Below are 16,986 nucleotides of genomic sequence, written 5' to 3'. Positions count from 1 at the left end.
CGCCCTCGACGTGTCAGACCACGGTGTCCGAGTCGCCCGCCTGGGCCGGGAAGGAGGACTTCAGCAGGTTGACGGCCTGGGTGGACTCGGTGTTGGGCAGCGAGAAGCTGTCGTTGTAGGCGCTTCCGGCGCTTGTCTCCGCGACGCCGAGGCCGACGAGCATGCCGAGCCAGAGCAGGACGACGAGGAGCCGGTGCCGATAGCACCAGCGGGCGAGAGTGGACATGGGTGGGACTCCACGTTCTGGGAGGGAAGGTTCGGCAGGTGCCGAGGTACGAAAGCGGCCCAGCTGGGTGTCGGGCAGGTGGACCGCTTGCTCTGCCGCGTGAGGTCTTTACGCACTCGTGCAAGACCCGGGCCTGGTCGCAACGCGCGAGAGGGGGTGTGGTCAGCGGGTGACTTGGGTCGAATGGTCGGTGAGCCGCCGGGTCTCCTCGTCGCTCAGGGCGATCTTCATCGCACCGGCGGCCTCCTCGGCGTGGTGCGGTTTGGAGGCTCCCGGTGTGGCGACGGCGGTGTCGCCGTAGGAGGTGATCAGCCACGCGAGTGCGACCTGACCGACAGTCGCCCGGTGCGCGTCGGCGATCGTGCTGAGTTCGTCGATCAACGGGGTTGTGCGGTCGAGGCTCTTGGTGGACATGCCGGTCAACAGGCGGCGCTGGCGAGGCAGTTCGGTGACCAGCGTGCGGTCGGCGTGGAGTTTGCCGGTCAGCATGCCGCTGCGCAGGGAACGGACGCGATCTGTGTGATGCCGAGCCGGCGGGCGGTCTCCAGGACTCCGTTGGGCTCGATCTTGCGATGCAGCAGATTGATCTGGACCTGGTTGCTCGCCAACGGAACGCCGTGTCGCGCGAGTTCCCTGTGCGCGGTCTCCATCTGCCTGGCGGAGAAGTTACTGACGCCGATTGAGCGGATCTTGCCCGCTTCGACCAGCTGCGCCATGGCCCGCGCCTGGGCGCGGATCGATGAGAGGCCGCCGTAGGGAACATGGATCTGGTACAGGTCGACGGGGAAGGGCGCCAGGTTCACGATCCGGTTGCCGATGGTGCGCTGGATGCTGCGGGCGGTCCGGCCGAGCGGTGTCCACTTCGTGGAGAGGGAGACGTCACCTGGGCCCTCCCCGGCACGGGTGAGTGCGGCGCCGAGGCTGCGCTCCGACCTTCCCTTGCCGTATCCCTCGGCCGTGTCCAACCAGGTGATGTCGCCGTCCGGGGCCGTTTTGACGATGGCGTCGACTTGGGACTGCGGTAACGCCGGGAAAAACGTGCCGGCGCCTCCGCCGGAGAACTGCGCGGATCCAAGACCTATGGATGAGATGCGGACGCCGGTGCGCCCGAGCTCTCGGGTAACCATGAGAGGCAGCGTACACCCATAATGAGACACGAAAGTCTCGCCATGAGGCGTTAACATAACGAGGTGGTCAAATCAGATAGCGGGATGGAGCGGACCCGGGCGGCGATCCTCGATGCCGCCGCGCGGGTACTGGGCCGGCGAACGGATGCCGGGATGGCGGAGATCGCGGATGAGGCCGGTGTGGGGCGCGCGACGCTGTACCGGCATTTCCCATCCCGGGACGCGCTGCTGCGAGGCCTGGCGGAGGTGGGGATCAATGAACTCGTGGAGGCGTTCGACGCCACCCGACTCGACGAGCTTCCGGCCAGCCGGGCGATCACCCGGATCGTCGCCGTCTTCCTGCGCGAAGGCGCCAAGTACGCGGCGGTGATCCGACAGGCGGACGAGTACTGCGACCCCGCCGACATGGAGCGCACGGTCAAGCCCGTCCGCGAGGTCATCGACCGTGGCGTCCGCGAGGGTGTCCTGCGCGACGACCTGCGCGGCGACGCGGTGTTCGCCATGTTCTCCGCGATCGTGGAACGTGCACTCTGGTTGACGATCGATGAGGCGCTGACCCCGGAGGAAGCCACCGAGGTCACCGTGGCGATCTTCCTCGACGGCGCACGAAGGCCTCAGCGTCCCTGAGTCCCCGGGCGGGGCCGTTTCTCGCGTCTGCCCTGAAGTTCTCCCTACCGATGATGGAATCCCCCCAACTAGGCACCGCCGCCTTCGAGGATCGGACCGGGGACCAGGCGCAGGGTGACTGCGCTGGTCAGGCGGCCCTCGCGGCGGCCGGATCGCGAAGACCGGCAAGGGCGGCGCTCCAGGCGATGACCTCGTCGAACAGGGTGTTCAGCTGGGAGGGTTGGTGCCCGCCTGGCTTGAAGACGGAGTAGCTCTCGAAGTCGGTGGCGAGAGTGAGAGTGACCTGCTGCCGGACGTCGGCCAGTTTCAGTTCCCCGGCTATCTGGCGCAGGTGTTCCGCGGCTCGGACGCCGCCGGAGGCGCCGTAGGAGACGAACCCGACAGCCTTGTTGTGCCACTCGCCGTACAGGTAGTCGAGGGCGTTCTTGAGCACGCCGGGGATGCTGTGGTTGTACTCGGGCGTGACGATGACATAGCCGTCGAACGATGCGATCTTGGCTGCCCACTGCCGCGTGTGGTCGTTCTGGGGCCGGCCCATGGAGGGCGGCATCGGCTCGTCGAGGTGCGGCAGCGGGTGGTCACGGAGGTCGATCAGTTCGACGTCTGCGTCGCCGCGCTGGACTGCCGTGTCATGCACCCACTTGGCGACCTGTTCGCTCTTACGGTTGGGGCGGGTGCTGCCGAGGATGATGCCGATCCGGGTCATGAAGGGTCTCCTGCTCGTGAGTTGGCCGTCGTGTGAAGCGGCGGGCGGGCGGTGGTGCCGACAGAGGTGTGGTCAGGCACAGGCCTTTCGCGATTCCGCGAAGAGGCGGTCAGCGGTGCTGCAGTCGGGCCTGGCGCGGGACGGCGCCGAACTTGCCGGCGAGGAAGTCGCGATAGGCCTGCTCGATCTCGGCGTGGCTGTTCATGACCATGGATCCGCCCAGGGCGACGGGCTGCCGTATGGGCGGCCCGCTGAAGGTCATGACCACGCTCGGGGTTTCCGCGTCGCCCGTACGCAGGTCGATGACGGACAGGTCCGCATCCGATACGGGATCGGACCAAGCGGTCTGCCCCGCCGCCACGGCGCGGCCCGCGATGGTCACGGCGCCGGAGAGCACGGAGAAGAACGCCCGGTCCCGGCCGGGCAGGACGGGCTCGGCGCTCCGGCCGGGCTCGAGGGTGATCACGGAGCCTGAGATGGGCCAGTGCGTGAGCGCCGGTCCCCTCAGACCGGCGGCGGTACCGGATATGAGGTCGATGCGGGCATTCTCATGGTCGATGAGCGGCCGGTCGGCGGCCAGCAGGTCCTGGTAACGGCTGTCCACCAGCTTTTTCTCAGCCGGCAGGTTCACCCACAACTGCAGCACGTGGGCACGTTCGTTGCGGAAGGCGAGTTCACGATGGATGATCCCGCGGCCGGCGGTCATCCACTGGACGTCTCCGGCGGCCAGGGTGCCGGCGTGCCCGATGTTGTCGCCGTGCTCCAGTACCCCGTCCAGAACGAGCGTCACCGTCTCCAGGCCCCGATGCGGGTGCCACTCGAAACCGGGCGCCGAGAACAGGTCGTCGGCCAGCACGAGGAAGGGATCGGTCAGTCCCGGCGACTGCGGAGTGAACCACAGGCTCTTGTCGTCGACCTGCGAGTCCGGTCCGAGATGCACCTTGCCCTGGACCCGGGCGACGGTTCGGTGCGCGGTGTGCTGCTGGGTCTGCATGGTCTGCCTCCGCATCACCCAACGAGTTGATGTATCACCCCAAACGTACGCCGACTGGGGTGACACGTCAACTGGGACGCTATGCTGTGCCTGTGATGCACAAGGAGCGAGGACTCAGCGAGCGGGAACTGCGCGCCTGGCAGACGTTCTTCCGAATGCAGGAAGTCCTGCGCGGACGCATCGAGCAGCAGCTGCAGACGAGCAGCGGGCTTTCGACCGCGGACTACACCGTGCTCACCGTGCTGTCCGGCGCCACCGACGGCCAACTGCGCGCCTTCCACCTGGGCACACTGATGGGCTGGGAGAAGAGCCGCCTGCACCACCAGCTGACCCGCATGTCCAAACGAGGACTCATCGAACGCCACAGCGGCGAAGCCCGGTCCACCTACGTAACGCTCACACAGCAGGGACGGGAGGCGCTGACCGAGGCGGCGCCGCGGCACAGCGACCACGTCCGCGGGCTACTGATCGACTGCCTCAGCCCCGAGCAACTGGACCAGCTCGCCGAGATCTCCGCCACCGTCCTGGACAACATCCAGCAACAGGACCGTACGGCGGAATCCTCCTCCGACCAGCAGTAATAGCGGCACTCCGATCCCGTCAAGCCGATCAGAACCGGCTTGATTGCGGTGTGCGGCGCCAGATTGGTTTCCATCGCATCGAGGAGGGCACGTTCGTGAATCCCCCGGCAATTCCGCCCTTTTCACGGGGCCCTTCGCCCTGGGCACCCTTTCCGGCCCCGGACGAGGCCCCCTTCCCCGCTCTCGTAACGCCTGACGAGCGCTCCCTGGACCTGCGGTCGGCATTCGACGACGCGGCCCTGACGATCCGTACGCTTCTGGAACGGTCGGCCAAGGCCTTCCCCCTGCTGCACGACCTCGCCGCCGGCGGGCCGGCGGCTGGCGGACGCTGGACGGTCTGCGGGTGCACGCTCCAGTCGAGCCCCGGCAGATCTTCCAGTCCGGCGCCAACTACCGCCACCACGTGATCGACCTGGAGGTCGCCCACCGCTCCCCCGACGACCCCCGCACGATGGAGGAGGCGCGCGCCGAGGTCGCGGAGCTCATGGACCGGCGGGCGGCAGAGGACCTGCCGTACGTGTTCATCGGCCTGCCGAGCGCGATCACCGGCCCGTACGACGACGTCGTCCTCCCTGTCTGGTCTGAACAACCGGACTGGGAGCTGGAGTTGGCGGCCGTCATCGGCAAGTCGGCTCACCGGGTGTCCGTCGAGGAGGCTTTGGAGTACGTCGCCGGGTACACGATCGCCAACGACCTCAGGGCATGGGCTCTGTGTCCAACACCGTGATGGAAGGCGTTCCACCGGTCATTGTTCCGACCGTCGGCCACCGCAGCCGGCAACGGCCGTGATCGCGAGTGGCCTGAAGTTCCTCACCGATGTGCGTCACCGCGAGGCTTGTTGGTGACGCCCGCGCGTCCCGGGACGCGCGATGCGGACGGGTATCTGATCAGCTGCGATCCTTGCGGGCAGGCATCGCACAACACGACTGTGACGGGCCTGTCGGAACACAGCGCTCACCAATAAGTGGTAGTTGTCTAACGCTTCCCTGGTAGTTTGTGGACACACGATCACGCGATGGGCGGAACGAGGATGACGCACACGCCGGAGTTGCCACTGCAGATGCGGCGCAACGGGTTCGCTCCTGTTGATGAACTGGCCCGGGCCAGGGACGACCAGGGCCTGCAGGCGACGCAGACGCCGTTCGGCGGGACCGCCTATCTGGTCTGCCGCCATGAGGACGTCCGGGAAGTGCTGTCGGACCCGGAGCGGTTCAGCTCCGCCCGTGTCCTGGCCGGCGCGGGCGGCGACCTGGACCCGGAAGCTCGGGCCGGGACGTTACCCGCGTTCGACCCGCCGGAGCACACGCGCCTGCGGCGGCTGCTCATGCCCGAGTTCAAGACCTTCAGCACCGTGTACGGCCTGAACAGACTGTGGGTGACCTGGTGAGTGCGCGGCCCCTGCGAGCGGATGCCGCCCGCAACTATGAGCGGATCATCGGCGCCGCGGTCGAGGCCTTCGAGGAGATCGGACCGGAGGCGACGCTGGAGCAGATCGCCGAGCGGGCGGAGGTGAGCGTGATGACGCTCTACCGCCGCTTCCGCAACCGCGACCAGCTCATCCAGGCCGTCTTCGACCATCTGCTGGTCACCGAGATCGAGCCCGCGACCACGGTGCACACCGACGATCCCTGGCAGGACCTCGTCGACGCGCTCACGACCACCACCGAGCTGCTCGTCCAGCGGCAGGTGATCCACTCGCTGGCGCTGGAGTTCCGGGCGTTCGCCCACGAGACCGCCCAGCACTTCCTCCGCTCCATGCAGGGCCTGCTTGACCGCGCGATCGATGCCGAGGCGGTCCGGCCGGAGCTGGAAGTGCGTGACCTGGTCGCGGTCATCATCATGACCATGGCTACCGCGCATCCCGGCGATCCGGACGGAGCGGACCGCCGACGCTACCTCGCCCTGCTCGCCGACGGGCTGCGCCCCGCCCCCACCACCCTGCCCCCTCCCTCGTCCCACGACCTGTCCGGACCGCCGGACTGCGGGCAGTGACGGACTTCTGCACAGCCCAGACACGAAAGTGGAAGGAGGCCGGGGTGACGGCCTCGAAAAGGCACCGTGCCTCGACCGCCCATGCGAGCTATCTGGTTGACCGAGTTCGGAGATCCGTCAGTGCTGGTTGCCGGTGAGGCCCCTGATCCGGAGCCCGGCGAGGGACAGGTGGTGGTGGACGTCGAAGCGGTGAACGTGGTGTTCATCGAGACGCAGATTCGGGCCGGGCGCTCTCCGCTCCCCCTGCCCGAACCGCCCTACGTGCCCGGCAGCGGCATCGGCGGCGTGATCACCGAGGTGGGTCCAGACGTCGACCCGGGCCTTCTCGATCGGCGGGTGATGGCCCAGACGAACGGCATGGGGGGCTACGCGGAGAAGGCGGTGGTCGCCGCCGACCAGGTGATCCCGATCCCGGCTGTGCTGTCCACCGCCGACGCGGTGGCGTTGCTCACGGACGGCGCGACCGCACTGGCCCTCTCCCGGGTGGCCGCGGTCAAGCCGGACGAGTGGGTGCTGGTCAAGGCCGCGGCCGGCGGCCTGGGCGGCCTTCTGGTGCAACTCGCCCTGAACGTCGGCGCCAAGGTGATCGGCGCGGTGGGCGGCGACGCCAAGCTGTCGGCTGTGCGGAACGCGGGCGCGCAGGCGGTGAACTACGCGCAGCCCGACTGGATCGAGCGGGTGCGCACGCTCACCGGCGGCGAGCCCGTCGACGTCGTGTTCGACGGCGTGGGCGGCGAGATCGGCACGGCGGCGGCCGCTCTGATCGAGGCGGGCGGGCGATTCGTACCGACCGGCGCGGCCAGCGGTACATACACGGACGTCGCGGCGCTGACGGCTCGGGGTGTCACCGTGCTGGGCCTGCAGCAGGTGATGGAGAGGGGACTGAACCCATACGAGTTGGCGACCACCGCACTCGAGGAGGCGGCGGCCGGGCGGCTGCGGCCGGTGATCGGGCAGACCTTCCCGCTGGAGCGTGCGGCCGACGCCCACGCCGCGATGGAGGCCAGGAGAACGATCAGCAAGACGCTCCTGCTGGTGTGAGCGGTCATGCCCCATCGGCAGTGCACGCGAGCGCGTGCGCTGCCGACAACGCACGAGGGAACGCGGGCGGCGCCGAGTCTCGCCGACATGCCGGCTGCCCACATCGGCTGCCGGGCTCGCCGCTAAGTCGGCCGCGTGCTCACTCCACAGGCTCCTCGCGGTACACGCCGAGGGCCTGGTGCACAGGCTCGTTCGTGTACGACATCAGGATCGCGTCCGCGGTCTTCGAGACGTTCCGGTGCCGATGGGCAGCCCATCCGGGCACCGCGAAGACGTCCTTCTCCCTCCACTCCAGTACCGTGCCGTCCACTTCCGTGCGACCCTCACCCGAGACGACGTGGTAGATGGTGCCGGCCGTGTGGCGGTGTGCGGGGCCGTCGAAGCCCGGGCGCAGCCGCGAGATCCGGCAGGAGATGGTGGGCATGACGGGGCCGCCGGTGTGCACCCGCACGCGGCTGCTGGAGCAGACCGGTGTCATGTTCACCCCCGGTGCCGCCTTCGACATCGAGCACACCGTGCACATCGGGGTCGCTGACGACACCCAGGCTCTGCGGACCGGCCTGAAGCTGGTCGGCCAGTTCCTCGACCAGCTCACCCAGGAATGACGGGCACGGCAGTCAACGTGCGGGGCCTGTTCCAGGTCACCCGCGCCGCCGCGCCTCCCCTGCGCTCTGCGGGCGGCCCGGTCGTCAATGTCGCCAGCATCGTCGGGCTGCGCCCCGGTCCGCAGCCCCTCACCTACGCGGCCAGTAAGGCCGCCGTCATCAGCCTCAACCACACCCTGTCCCGGATCCTCGCGCCCGAGGTCCGAGTCAACGCCGTCGCGCCTGGCTGGATCGCCGGAGAGTGGATGGCACGCACCCTCGGCGACACATACGAGGGCCTCATGGAACGCCGGGCCCGGATGACCCCGATGAAGGCCAACGTCACCCTCGACGACGTCGCCGAGTCCATCTACGCCCTGGCCACCAGCCACCCTTCGTCACCGGAGAAACCCTTGTCGTCGACGGCGGGTTCACCGCCACCAACTGACCGCCGGTCGGCCTAAGCGTTAGTCAACTCTCACTTATCTGGTAGCTTGAGGAGGCCTCATACGGTCACGGGAAAGGCTGAGCGGGACATGCCACGCAAGGGCTTCGACCGGTCGACGACTCGGCCGCTCACGAGATGACCGGGGTGTGCCGCAGCAGATGACGTCGTTCCGGGTGCCCGCGCGTCTGGTGGTGCGGTATGCGGCCCGGGAACCTCAACGCGTTCGACCCGCCGGAGCACACACGGTTCCGGCGGATGCTGACTCCGAAGTTCACGCCGGCTGCGCTGACGAGCCCCTGACCGGCAGCCGCCCGCCGACCTGATGGACGGCCTCGATCCGCCCCCGATGCCACACAGCCTGAATTGATCAAGCACCCATGAGGAGCACCATGCGCACATTCGTCATCACCGGAGGCACCGACGGCATGGGCCGGGGGCTGGGCCTGCACTACCTGGGGCGAGGGGACCGGGTGATCGCGGTGGGCAGCAGCCAGGCCAAGGGCGACCTGTTCCTCGCGGCAGCGGCCGGTATCGACGCGGCCGAGCGTGCCTCCTTTGTACGGGCCGATCTCAGCACCGTAGGGGGCATGCGCGAACTCGTCGACCGGATGCCCGACGTGATCGACGTACTGGTCCTCGCTGCCCAGCGGTTCCAGAACAAGCGCGTGGAGACCTCGGATGGACTGGAGTCCAGCTTCGCTCTCGGCTACCTCAGCCGCTACCTGCTCGGCCACGAGCTGTTCGACCGGCTTGAGATCGCCGAGGCGCCACTGGTACTGAACATCGCCGCCCCGGGCTCCCCCGGCAAGATGCGCTTCGACGACCTGCAACAGCGCGAGGGCTACAGCAGCATGCGCGCCGCGACGCAGACGGCGCGTCGCAACGACCTCCTCGGTGTGTCCTTCCCCCAGGTCCACCCGGGCGCCCGCACCCGCTACGTGCTGTTCGGCCCGGGCTTCGTCGCCACCGGTATGGGCGACTCGATGAAGCAGCCCGTGCGCGCCGTCTACAAGGGGATGACACGGCTGTTCGCCGCTCCGGTCGCCAAGGCGATCGCCCCGATGATCGAGTTGATCGACAACCCTCCCGTGGCCGCCTTGACGGTGCTCAACCGGGGCAAGCCCATGCCGGTCACCCGTCCCGCCTTCGACCCCACGAATGCCGAGCGCCTGCACAAGACGACCGCGGAACTGGTCGCCTCGATCAGTCGCTGACCGCCCCGGACGAGTGGGTGCCACGACCGGCGGCCTGGGCTAGCTTCTGCCACGGCTCGCGGCGGACGCCGGCGCGAAGGTGATCGGCAACGACGCCGAGCCGTCGGCCATTCGCGACGCGGGCGCGCAGGCAGTGCACCACGCCCAGTCCGAGCTCGGAACGGGTGGTCAGTGTGGACCGGCGTCGATCTCCTGTCCTGTCCGGAGGAATGTGACGGCGCGCCGGACGAAGGAGCGGATCTGCGGTGTGGTCCGTTCTCGCGGCCAGACCAGGCGGAGGGGCCCGCCCAGCTGACCAGCGGCTCGTCGGCGAGGTCGGCCCTGCTCACGGTGTCCTCGCCCGCCAACCGGTGCCGGTCGCTCAGCAGCACGCGGCAGGGCTCCTGGCGCAGCACCACGGCGTCCAGGCCGGGATCGTGCAGGGCGGCGCGCAACAGGCCGATGTCGCCCGCCCCGACCGGAGCCGTTCGAGCTGGTCCTCGGGGGTGCCGACGATCGCTCGGGCCGGTCGCGGCGGGGCGGTGTCGTTGTACGACCTGACCAGCCGGTCCAGCAGCGAGGCGTCGCACCCCCGAACCGGTCACCGTCAGCAGGGCGTGCTCGGCCGCACGCCGCACGCGCGAGGTCATGTCGGCCACCCGTGCCAGGAGCGAGGTGCCTTCATCGAGCATGGCCCGGCCGGCGTCGGTGAGCGTGACGCCGTGCGGGTGCGCACGAGCAGGGCCGCGCCGACGTTCTTCTCCAGGGCCCGGATCGCCCGCGACAGCGCCGGCTGGGTCATGGACAGCCGCTGTGCGGCCCGGGTGAAGCTCAGTTCCTCCGCGACCGCGACGAAGTACTCGACCTGCCGGATCTCCACAGCACCCATGCGACCGCTGTCCCACGTGCCGTTATGCCGCCCGGGCATCTCCCCATGCCCAACGGGAACTTCCATGATCGTCTCCGGGGCGGTGTGCTGGAAGCGGGCGGAGGGCTTCACCACCGCCGGTGGACTGGAAAGAACGGGAGCGACCAATGACAGTGCGGGGCAAGAAGGCCGTGGTGACGGGCGGTACGGGCGGAATCGGCCTGGAGACGGCCGTCGGGCTGGCCGCCGAGGGGTGGGACGTCAACCGCTGTCCCCATTGCCGTCAGCAGCGGCACGACGCCTCGCGTCACTGCGATCACCAGGCAGTTTCCGAGCAGTCTTCCGTGACACGGAAGCGGTATTACGCCCCCGTACACCCCGTCCCGACGATGTCGCCACGACCCAACGACGGGAGCCAAACACCATGCCGCACACCACCGCCTTCGCCAGGAACCAGTGGTTCTTGGCATAAGTGATCAATTCGCGAGAGCCGCTGGACGTACGGCTTTCAGACCGAAGCGGCGGCGGGCTCGGTCGGCGGCGGCCTCGGCCGCACGGGCCCGGTCGTCGCCCGGCTCCAGGGAGAGTTGACGGTAAGCACTGCCGGCCGGCAGCAGATCGTCTGCGCGGATCGCATAGGAGCGGACTCGCGCTCGTTGCAGTCCCAGGGCGGCCAGCAGCCCGAGGGCGGTTGCCGCGATGGCGGGTGAATGATCGGTCGGTTCCGGCAGTGTGCGTGTACGTGTGGTCGAGCTGTGGTCGGCATAGCGCACCGTCAGGGCGAGCCGCCCGGCAACCTGGCTCTCGCCGCGCAGGCGTTGGCCGATCTGGCCGGCGAGTCCCAGGACTGCTCGGTGATGTCCGCTCGGGTCGAGACAATCCCGCTCCAGCACGAGGTCTGCGACCATGCGCTCCGCCGGTTCGGACGGAGTGACCGGGCGGGGATCGTGGCCGCGGGCGCGTTCGGCCAGCAACCGGGCGGGCCCTGCGCCGAGCAGGCGCTGCAGGGTCCCCGCGGGCAGATCCGTGACCTGGCCGATGGTGTGCAGCCCGTACCTGCTGAGCGCCTCCGCCGTGGCACGGCCGATTCCCGGCAGCGCGGCGACCGGCCGCGGGTACAACCAGTCGGCCGCATGCCCGATGGGGACACAGGTGGTCTCTCCGGGGGCGGACGCGTCGGCGGCCATTGCCGCGAGCATGCGGTTACCCGCCAGCCCGGCGCTGCTGTCGATGTCGTAGAGGGCCTTCAGTCTGATCTTCGCCAGTTGGACGACGTCATAGGGGGACAGGTCGAAGTACCGGAGTGCGGAAGTCAGGTCCAGTTGAAGGGCGTTGGGTGGAACGGCCTGGACGTGAGGCGTGATACCACACATCAGTTCGATCAAGTCTTCGTATTGATCCTCAGTCGGCGAGGCGTGCAGGTGGAGGTGGAGGTGGGCGATATGCCGCTGCCGTGGGGTCATCCCGCGCTCCCTGGACTGCGATGGCCGAACTTCTTCAGATCGGCCGAGCGGGTGCCGGCGGGCTGCAGGTCGGCGTACGGGTGCAGGCGGGCGCCGGTGGTGCCGTTGGCCAGGGTGCGCTGCGGCTGGGCGGGGGTCGGGGACGGACGGTCGGCGCCGAGGAGGGCGAGGGCGGCCTCGGGGCCCTCGTCGCGACGGGCCGCGGCGATCTCGTCCAGGTCCCAGGCCATGGTGCCGACGACGGTACGGCGGGTGCCGCGCACCTGGACGGTGCCGCGCACCAGGAGCAGCCCGCTGTGGAAGACGGTGTGGGCGCAGGCCGGGTGGGAGTCCTCGAAGAAGGCCAGGTCGACCAGGCCGGAGCCGTCCTCCAGGGTGACGAAGATGACGCGTTTGCCGCTGGCGATCGGCGGGGTCTGGGTGGAGGCCCGCACTCCGGCGACCAGGACCTGCTGACCGGCGCGCAAGCCGGCCAGGTGGGTCGCGTCCGTCGCGCCGATCTCGCGCAGCAGCCGGTGGTGGTGCTCCATCAGGTGCCGGGAGACGTCGATGCCCAGCGTGCTCAGCTCGGCGCTCAGCGCTTCGCGTCCGGTCATCTCCGGCAGACCGCTCGGCTCCGCTCCCCCGACCGCGCCCGCTTCGATGGGCAGTTGGCCCTTGCCGGCGGACCGGGTGCGGGAGGCCCGGTGGAGTTCGGCGATCTGCAGGAGCAGGTCACGTCGGGTGAGGCGTCCGTCGTGGAGTCCGTTCAGAGCGCCGATCTCCGCCAGCCGTTCCGCTGTCGGCCTGCTGGGGTGGGCCCGCTGCCAGAAGTCCGACAGTGACCCGTACGGCTGCCCCTCCTCGATCCGGGCGCACTCGCCCTCGCTGATCCCGTGCACCGCGGACAGCGCGAGCCGCACACCCCACCGCTTCCCGTCGGCCGGCTCCACGATGTGTCTCACCTTGGAGCGGTTCACATCGACCGGCAGGACCGGGACGCCGCGGCGGCGGGCGTCGGAGACGAGGACGCGCTTGGGCCACATCCCGGGATCGTGTTCGAGCAGGCCGGCCAGCAGGAACGCCGGATAGTGCGCCTTGAGCCAGGCGCTCTGCAGCGCCGGTACGGCGAACGCGACCGCGTGGGCACGGCAGAAGCCGTACGCGCCGAAGGCCTCGACGGTCTTCCACACCTCGTCCCGGACGGCCGCGCTGTAGCCACGGGCCCGCGCGTGCTGGTGGAACCAGTCCTTGATCCCGGGCAGTTGGCTCTTGTCGCCGAGTGCTCTGCGGGCGATCTCCGCCAGCGCGCGGTCGCAGCCGGTCATCACGGCGAAGGTCTCGATGATCTGCTCGTGCCAGATGGTCACGCCGTAGGTGTCGGCGAGCACCGGTTCGAGGTCGGGGTGGGCATAGGCCGGCGTGCCTCCGTGGCGGGCGGCGATGTACCGCTCGGGCATGCCGCCGGCGACCGGGCCGGGACGGAAGAGGCTGATGTCGGCGATGACGTCCTGCGGGTCGCGGGGCTGGAGCCGGGACAGGAGGTCCTGCTGGCCGGGCGACTCCAGCTGGAACAGGCCCAGGGTCTGGCTCTCCTGGATGAGCTTGAAGGCGAAGACGTCGTCGAGCGGCACCTGCCGCGGGTCGTCCAGGTCGATGTGGTTGCCGGTGGTGCGTTCGATCTCGGTGACGGCGTGGGCCATCGCGGACTGCATCCGCACGCCCAGGACGTCGAGTTTGATGTTGCCGAGCGCCTCGATCTCCTCCTTCGCGGCCATGGCCATGGGGTAGTCGCCCTGCGGGGTGGGCTGTACCGGCAGCCGGTCCAGGAGGGTCGCGTCGCTGATGACCACGCCGCACGGGTGCATGGCCATGCCGTGGACCAGGGCGTCGAGGCCTTCGGCGAGCTCCCACAACGGTCCGTACCGGTGTGCCTCCGCGGCGAGTTGCCGCAGTTCGGGCAGTTCGGCGAGGGCGCCGGTGATGTCGGAGGCGCGCAGGTGCGGGAAGCTCTTGGCGATCCGGTCGACGTCCATGGGCGCGATCCCGAGAGCGAGGCCGGTGTCCCGCAGGGCCCGGCGGGCGCGGTAGGTCTCGGGCATCGCGGTGACGGCGACCCGTTCCTTGCCGAACCGTTCGAAGATCGTGTCGTAGCACTCCAGTCGTCGGGCGGACTCCACGTCGATGTCGATGTCGGGCAGCGAGGCCCGGCGCGCGCTGAGGAAGCGTTCGAACAGCAGGCGGTGGTCGAGCGGGTTGGCGGTGGCGATGTCCAGCGCGTGGCAGACCATCGACCCTGCGCCCGAGCCGCGGGCGGCGACCCTGATGCCCTTGGCCCGGATGTCGGCCACGACCTGTCCGACGGCGAGGAAGTACGGGTCGTAGTCCAGCTTGGAGATCACGGTGAGTTCCTCGTCCAGGCGGTCGAGTGCCGCCCGGTCGCGGTCCAGGCCACGCCGGGCCATGCCGGCCTCGCACTGGTGGCGCAGCAGCCGCGCGGCTCCGCCGGCTTCGGGTTCGGCGCCGAAGAGCGACGGTTCCGGGAAGTGCGGTGTGCCAAGACCGAGGTCCGCTCGGGGGTCGATGGCGCAGGCGGCCGCGGTGGCAGCGGTGTCCGCCATCAGGCGCCGCGCCCGCCGGGCGTCCGTTCCGGCGCAGTCGGAGATCATCCCCGCGACGACGGTCATCGCCCGCTCGTCCTTGAGCCAGCGCTGTCCGCTGTCCAGGCGGCGCCGGTCGACCGGCCGCAGCAGTCTGGCGGCGTCCAGGACGTCGGCGAGCCGGTGTTGTTCGGGGTCGGCGTAGCGAACGGCGTTGGAGAGCACCGCGGTGGTGCGGGTGCGGTCGGCCAGTGCGAGGGTGCGGGCCGCCAGCCGCAGCGACCCCGGCCCCGTGCTGAAACGTTTCTGCGCAACGGCCTCCAGCCTGACCCCACTTCCGAAGATCTCCTGCCAGGGCGCCAGCAGCTTCATCGCGACGTCCTCCCGGCCCACCGACAGCGCCCGCACCGGCTCCGACAGCGGCCCGAGCAGCACGGTCAGGCCGGGGCCGCCGTACTCACGCAGCGCCTCCCACGGCACCACCGGCGCCGTACCGGACACCGCCCCGGCATGGGCCGCCGACGTGATGCGGCACAGCCGCGCCCATCCGGCCCGGTCCCGCGCGAGCAGCACGAACCGCAGCGGCGGCTCGACGACGTGCGCCCCACCGCGCGCCGGAGTGCGGCGCCGCTGGGCCGGCGGCGGAGGCGCCAAGGCCGCTACGGCCAGGTCGACACCGAAGAGCGGTCGCACCCCGGCCCCGGCGCACGCCCGCGCGAACCGGACGGCCCCGGTGACCGTGTCCCGGTCGGTGAGCGCGAGCGCGGACATGCCCCGCTCGACCGCTCGCCGGACGAGCTGTTCGGGGTGGGATGCGCCGTAGCGAGCGGAGTAACCGGACGCGACGTGCAGATGGGCGAAGCCCGCCATGCCGCACCTCCATCACTCCACCCCTTTTCGACCATAAGCCCGATATGTTCATCGTACTCGCGTTCGATTACTCTAACCCCATCAGCCCCGGTCGGCGACTCGATTCGAACGTCGATTCGAACACACTAACGATTCTTTGGGGAGGCAGGCGGTGCCGCTCGTCACGCTGCACGCCGGACGTCCTGGCTGGTCGCGTAGTTCCCCGCACCCTGGCCGGTCGCACAGTTCCCCGCACCCCCTGGAGGGACGGCCACCGCAACGCCCCCTCTTGGGGGCGCGGGGAACTGCGCGCCCAGCCCCCCACCCACCCGCGGACGCTCCCAACCCCGGACGCCCTCGTCCTCGATCCGCCTTGATCCGCCGTACAACGCGAAAGTCCCGCCCCTCATACGCGGGGCGGGACTTCGTCGGGCCGGCGAGATCACGGCCGCCGCACTACTGCGTGGCCGTCAGCCGACTACTGCGTGGCCGTCAGCCGATCTGCGCGCCGGTCGCCGAGAGCGCCTCGGTGACCGGCTGGAAGAAGGTCTCGCCGCCCGAGGTGCAGTCACCACTGCCGCCCGAGGTGAGGCCGATCGCGTTGCTGCCGGAGAAGAGCGAGCCGCCGCTGTCGCCGGGCTCGGCGCAGACGTCGGTCTGGATCAGTCCGTTGACGATGTCGCCGTTGCCGTTGCCGTAGTTCACGGTGGCGTCCAGGCCGGTGACCGTGCCGTCGTGCACCTGGGTGGTGGAGCCGCTGCGGGTGACCTTCATGCCGACGGTGGCCTCGGCCGCTCCCGTGATCTTCTGCGTGGAGCCGTCGTAGAGGTTCACCTCGCTCGGATGGGCCACGTCACCCGTGTACTTGACCAGGCCGTAGTCGTTGCCCGGGAAGCTCGACTCCTCGTTCTGGCCGATCACGTCGCCGCTGGAGTCGGACCAGGTGGAGATGGACTCGGTGCAGTGCCCGGCGGTGAGGAAGTACGGCGCGCCGTCCTTGACCACGTTGAAGCCGAGCGAGCAGCGTCCGCCGCCGCCGGTGATGGCGTCGCCACCCGCGAGGAAGGGCCTGTACTCCCCCTTGGTGCGCTGGAGTTCGGCGGTGGCGCCGAGCCCGTCGACGACCTTGGTCAGCTTCGCCCACTCGGCGTCGGAGACCGTGCGGTCTGCGGTGACGACCACCTTGTTGGTCGTCGGGTCGGTCGCCCAGGCGGTGCCGGGGATGCTCGCGTCCTGCTTGAGGGTGCCGTGGGCGCTCTTCAGCTCGGCGAGGGAGTTCTCGACGACTCTGGCCTTGGCGCCGGCCGCCTCGACGGTCTTCGCCGCGGCCTCGTCGAGCACGTTGACCACGAGGCTCTTGGTCTTCGCGTCATAGAACGTTCCCGCCGCGTCGGCGCCCAGGTCCTGACCGAGCGTCGAGGCGAGCTTTCCGGCCGCCAGGGCCGAGAAGGTCCGGGGCGTGGGAGCCTTCGCCGGCTCGCTGGCGTTCGCGGACTGGAGGGTGACACCCGCGGCGACCAGTGCGGCGATGCCCGCACCTGCCAGGACCGCCCGTCGCCCGGGTATGCGTCGATGCTTCAACTCTCGTCCTCCTGTGGGGGGTCGGCCCGGACGGTTGTGGGGACCTCGGGGCCGGAAGGCTGGCTGACGAGCGCCTACTCTTCCGAATTCCACAGGGGGCGCACAAGGTTGACTTCAGGACGCGCGT

Annotated in this window: 16 protein-coding genes and 3 pseudogenes; 9 read left to right on the top strand and 10 right to left on the bottom strand. The window is 69.7% G+C overall.

Annotated features, from left to right (window positions below; genetic code table 11):
* Positions 1–13 precede the first annotated feature (13 nt).
* Together ACFYRY_RS38745 and ACFYRY_RS38740 are read right to left on the bottom strand one after the other, a co-directional pair.
* Entirely contained in the window at positions 14–226 is a 213-nt protein-coding gene (locus tag ACFYRY_RS38745) for a hypothetical protein (RefSeq protein ID WP_389156887.1), read from the bottom strand.
* A gap of 162 nt (positions 227–388) precedes the next feature.
* Positions 389–1,353 (bottom strand): annotated as a pseudogene (locus ACFYRY_RS38740) (aldo/keto reductase).
* Between the two features lie 63 nt (positions 1,354–1,416).
* Between ACFYRY_RS38740 and ACFYRY_RS38735 the strand changes: the two are divergent.
* Positions 1,417–1,980, top strand: coding sequence for a TetR/AcrR family transcriptional regulator (locus ACFYRY_RS38735; protein WP_389156884.1), 564 nt, complete (start codon positions 1,417–1,419; stop codon positions 1,978–1,980).
* A gap of 127 nt (positions 1,981–2,107) precedes the next feature.
* Here the strand turns inward: ACFYRY_RS38735 and ACFYRY_RS38730 are convergent, their stop codons facing one another.
* Both ACFYRY_RS38730 and ACFYRY_RS38725 read right to left on the bottom strand, forming a co-directional pair.
* Complete coding sequence (locus ACFYRY_RS38730) at positions 2,108–2,686, bottom strand: NADPH-dependent FMN reductase (RefSeq protein ID WP_389156881.1); 579 nt, start codon at positions 2,684–2,686, stop codon at positions 2,108–2,110.
* A 109-nt stretch (positions 2,687–2,795) separates the two neighbouring features.
* Positions 2,796–3,680, bottom strand: a complete 885-nt coding sequence (locus ACFYRY_RS38725; protein WP_389156878.1) for a pirin family protein — start codon at positions 3,678–3,680, stop codon at positions 2,796–2,798.
* Between the two features lie 95 nt (positions 3,681–3,775).
* Between ACFYRY_RS38725 and ACFYRY_RS38720 the strand changes: the two genes are divergently transcribed.
* The 5 genes and pseudogenes from ACFYRY_RS38720 (at position 3,776) to ACFYRY_RS38700 (ending at position 7,294) form a co-directional block, all read left to right on the top strand.
* A complete protein-coding gene (locus tag ACFYRY_RS38720) occupies positions 3,776–4,261 on the top strand; it encodes a MarR family winged helix-turn-helix transcriptional regulator (RefSeq protein WP_389157120.1) in 486 nt (161 codons plus the stop codon).
* Positions 4,262–4,400: 139 nt separating this feature from the next.
* Positions 4,401–4,958 (top strand): annotated as a pseudogene (locus tag ACFYRY_RS38715) (fumarylacetoacetate hydrolase family protein); the annotation flags it as partial.
* A 333-nt stretch (positions 4,959–5,291) separates the two neighbouring features.
* Entirely contained in the window at positions 5,292–5,648 is a 357-nt protein-coding gene (locus ACFYRY_RS38710) for a hypothetical protein (protein ID WP_389156875.1), read from the top strand.
* Complete coding sequence (locus ACFYRY_RS38705) at positions 5,645–6,253, top strand: TetR/AcrR family transcriptional regulator (RefSeq protein ID WP_389156872.1); 609 nt, start codon at positions 5,645–5,647, stop codon at positions 6,251–6,253. Before ACFYRY_RS38710 ends, ACFYRY_RS38705 begins: the two co-directional genes overlap by 4 nt.
* A gap of 120 nt (positions 6,254–6,373) precedes the next feature.
* The gene (locus ACFYRY_RS38700) at positions 6,374–7,294 is read left to right on the top strand and encodes a zinc-binding dehydrogenase (RefSeq protein ID WP_389156869.1); all 921 of its coding nucleotides are present in this window, start codon (positions 6,374–6,376) and stop codon (positions 7,292–7,294) included.
* Positions 7,295–7,433: 139 nt separating this feature from the next.
* Here the strand turns inward: ACFYRY_RS38700 and ACFYRY_RS38695 are convergent, their stop codons facing one another.
* Positions 7,434–7,718, bottom strand: coding sequence for a cupin domain-containing protein (locus ACFYRY_RS38695; RefSeq protein ID WP_389156866.1), 285 nt, complete (start codon positions 7,716–7,718; stop codon positions 7,434–7,436).
* Here ACFYRY_RS38695 and ACFYRY_RS38690 point away from each other — a divergent pair.
* The 3 genes from ACFYRY_RS38690 to ACFYRY_RS38680 all read left to right on the top strand — a co-directional run bounded on the left by ACFYRY_RS38690 (position 7,717) and on the right by ACFYRY_RS38680 (position 9,540).
* Positions 7,717–7,899, top strand: coding sequence for a hypothetical protein (locus tag ACFYRY_RS38690; protein WP_389156864.1), 183 nt, complete (start codon positions 7,717–7,719; stop codon positions 7,897–7,899). The genes ACFYRY_RS38695 and ACFYRY_RS38690 overlap by 2 nt on opposite strands.
* Positions 7,896–8,342, top strand: coding sequence for an SDR family NAD(P)-dependent oxidoreductase (locus ACFYRY_RS38685; RefSeq protein ID WP_389156861.1), 447 nt, complete (start codon positions 7,896–7,898; stop codon positions 8,340–8,342). The genes ACFYRY_RS38690 and ACFYRY_RS38685 overlap by 4 nt, the downstream gene beginning before the upstream one ends.
* 373 nt (positions 8,343–8,715) lie before the next feature.
* Positions 8,716–9,540, top strand: a complete 825-nt coding sequence (locus ACFYRY_RS38680) for a short-chain dehydrogenase (RefSeq protein ID WP_389156858.1) — start codon at positions 8,716–8,718, stop codon at positions 9,538–9,540.
* 344 nt (positions 9,541–9,884) lie between these two features.
* Here the strand turns inward: ACFYRY_RS38680 and ACFYRY_RS38675 are convergent.
* The 5 genes and pseudogenes from ACFYRY_RS38675 to ACFYRY_RS38655 all read right to left on the bottom strand — a co-directional run.
* Positions 9,885–10,169, bottom strand: a pseudogene (locus tag ACFYRY_RS38675) (hypothetical protein); the annotation flags it as partial.
* Positions 10,166–10,408, bottom strand: a complete 243-nt coding sequence (locus tag ACFYRY_RS38670; RefSeq protein ID WP_389156856.1) for a LysR family transcriptional regulator — start codon at positions 10,406–10,408, stop codon at positions 10,166–10,168. The gene ACFYRY_RS38670 and the pseudogene ACFYRY_RS38675, both read right to left, overlap by 4 nt.
* Positions 10,409–10,863: 455 nt before the next feature.
* A complete protein-coding gene (locus tag ACFYRY_RS38665) occupies positions 10,864–11,850 on the bottom strand; it encodes an ImpB/MucB/SamB family protein (RefSeq protein ID WP_389156852.1) in 987 nt (328 codons plus the stop codon).
* Positions 11,847–15,299, bottom strand: a complete 3,453-nt coding sequence (locus ACFYRY_RS38660; protein WP_389156849.1) for a DNA polymerase III subunit alpha — start codon at positions 15,297–15,299, stop codon at positions 11,847–11,849. The genes ACFYRY_RS38665 and ACFYRY_RS38660 overlap by 4 nt, the downstream gene beginning before the upstream one ends.
* Positions 15,300–15,770: 471 nt before the next feature.
* Positions 15,771–16,859 (bottom strand): S1 family peptidase, encoded by a 1,089-nt coding sequence (locus ACFYRY_RS38655; RefSeq protein WP_389156846.1) that lies wholly within the window; start codon positions 16,857–16,859, stop codon positions 15,771–15,773.
* Positions 16,860–16,986 lie beyond the last annotated feature (127 nt).

The organism is Streptomyces sp. NPDC005263 (genome assembly GCF_042872365.1).
GTDB lineage: Bacteria > Actinomycetota > Actinomycetes > Streptomycetales > Streptomycetaceae > Streptomyces.
This window is presented reverse-complemented; position numbering and strand designations above follow the sequence as displayed.

What these genes read in the sequence shown, in the direction of transcription:
- ACFYRY_RS38745 (WP_389156887.1), bottom strand. Translation starts at nt 226, where the DNA reads ATGTCCACTCTCGCCCGCTGGTGCTATCGGCACCGGCTCCTCGTCGTC.
- ACFYRY_RS38730 (WP_389156881.1), bottom strand. Translation starts at nt 2,686, where the DNA reads ATGACCCGGATCGGCATCATCCTCGGCAGCACCCGCCCCAACCGTAAG.
- ACFYRY_RS38710 (WP_389156875.1), top strand. Translation starts at nt 5,292, where the DNA reads ATGACGCACACGCCGGAGTTGCCACTGCAGATGCGGCGCAACGGGTTC.
- ACFYRY_RS38685 (WP_389156861.1), top strand. Translation starts at nt 7,896, where the DNA reads ATGACGGGCACGGCAGTCAACGTGCGGGGCCTGTTCCAGGTCACCCGC.
- ACFYRY_RS38670 (WP_389156856.1), bottom strand. Translation starts at nt 10,408, where the DNA reads ATGGGTGCTGTGGAGATCCGGCAGGTCGAGTACTTCGTCGCGGTCGCG.
- ACFYRY_RS38680 (WP_389156858.1), top strand. Translation starts at nt 8,716, where the DNA reads ATGCGCACATTCGTCATCACCGGAGGCACCGACGGCATGGGCCGGGGG.
- ACFYRY_RS38695 (WP_389156866.1), bottom strand. Translation starts at nt 7,718, where the DNA reads ATGCCCACCATCTCCTGCCGGATCTCGCGGCTGCGCCCGGGCTTCGAC.
- ACFYRY_RS38725 (WP_389156878.1), bottom strand. Translation starts at nt 3,680, where the DNA reads ATGCAGACCCAGCAGCACACCGCGCACCGAACCGTCGCCCGGGTCCAG.
- ACFYRY_RS38720 (WP_389157120.1), top strand. Translation starts at nt 3,776, where the DNA reads ATGCACAAGGAGCGAGGACTCAGCGAGCGGGAACTGCGCGCCTGGCAG.
- ACFYRY_RS38665 (WP_389156852.1), bottom strand. Translation starts at nt 11,850, where the DNA reads ATGACCCCACGGCAGCGGCATATCGCCCACCTCCACCTCCACCTGCAC.
- ACFYRY_RS38660 (WP_389156849.1), bottom strand. Translation starts at nt 15,299, where the DNA reads ATGGCGGGCTTCGCCCATCTGCACGTCGCGTCCGGTTACTCCGCTCGC.
- ACFYRY_RS38690 (WP_389156864.1), top strand. Translation starts at nt 7,717, where the DNA reads ATGACGGGGCCGCCGGTGTGCACCCGCACGCGGCTGCTGGAGCAGACC.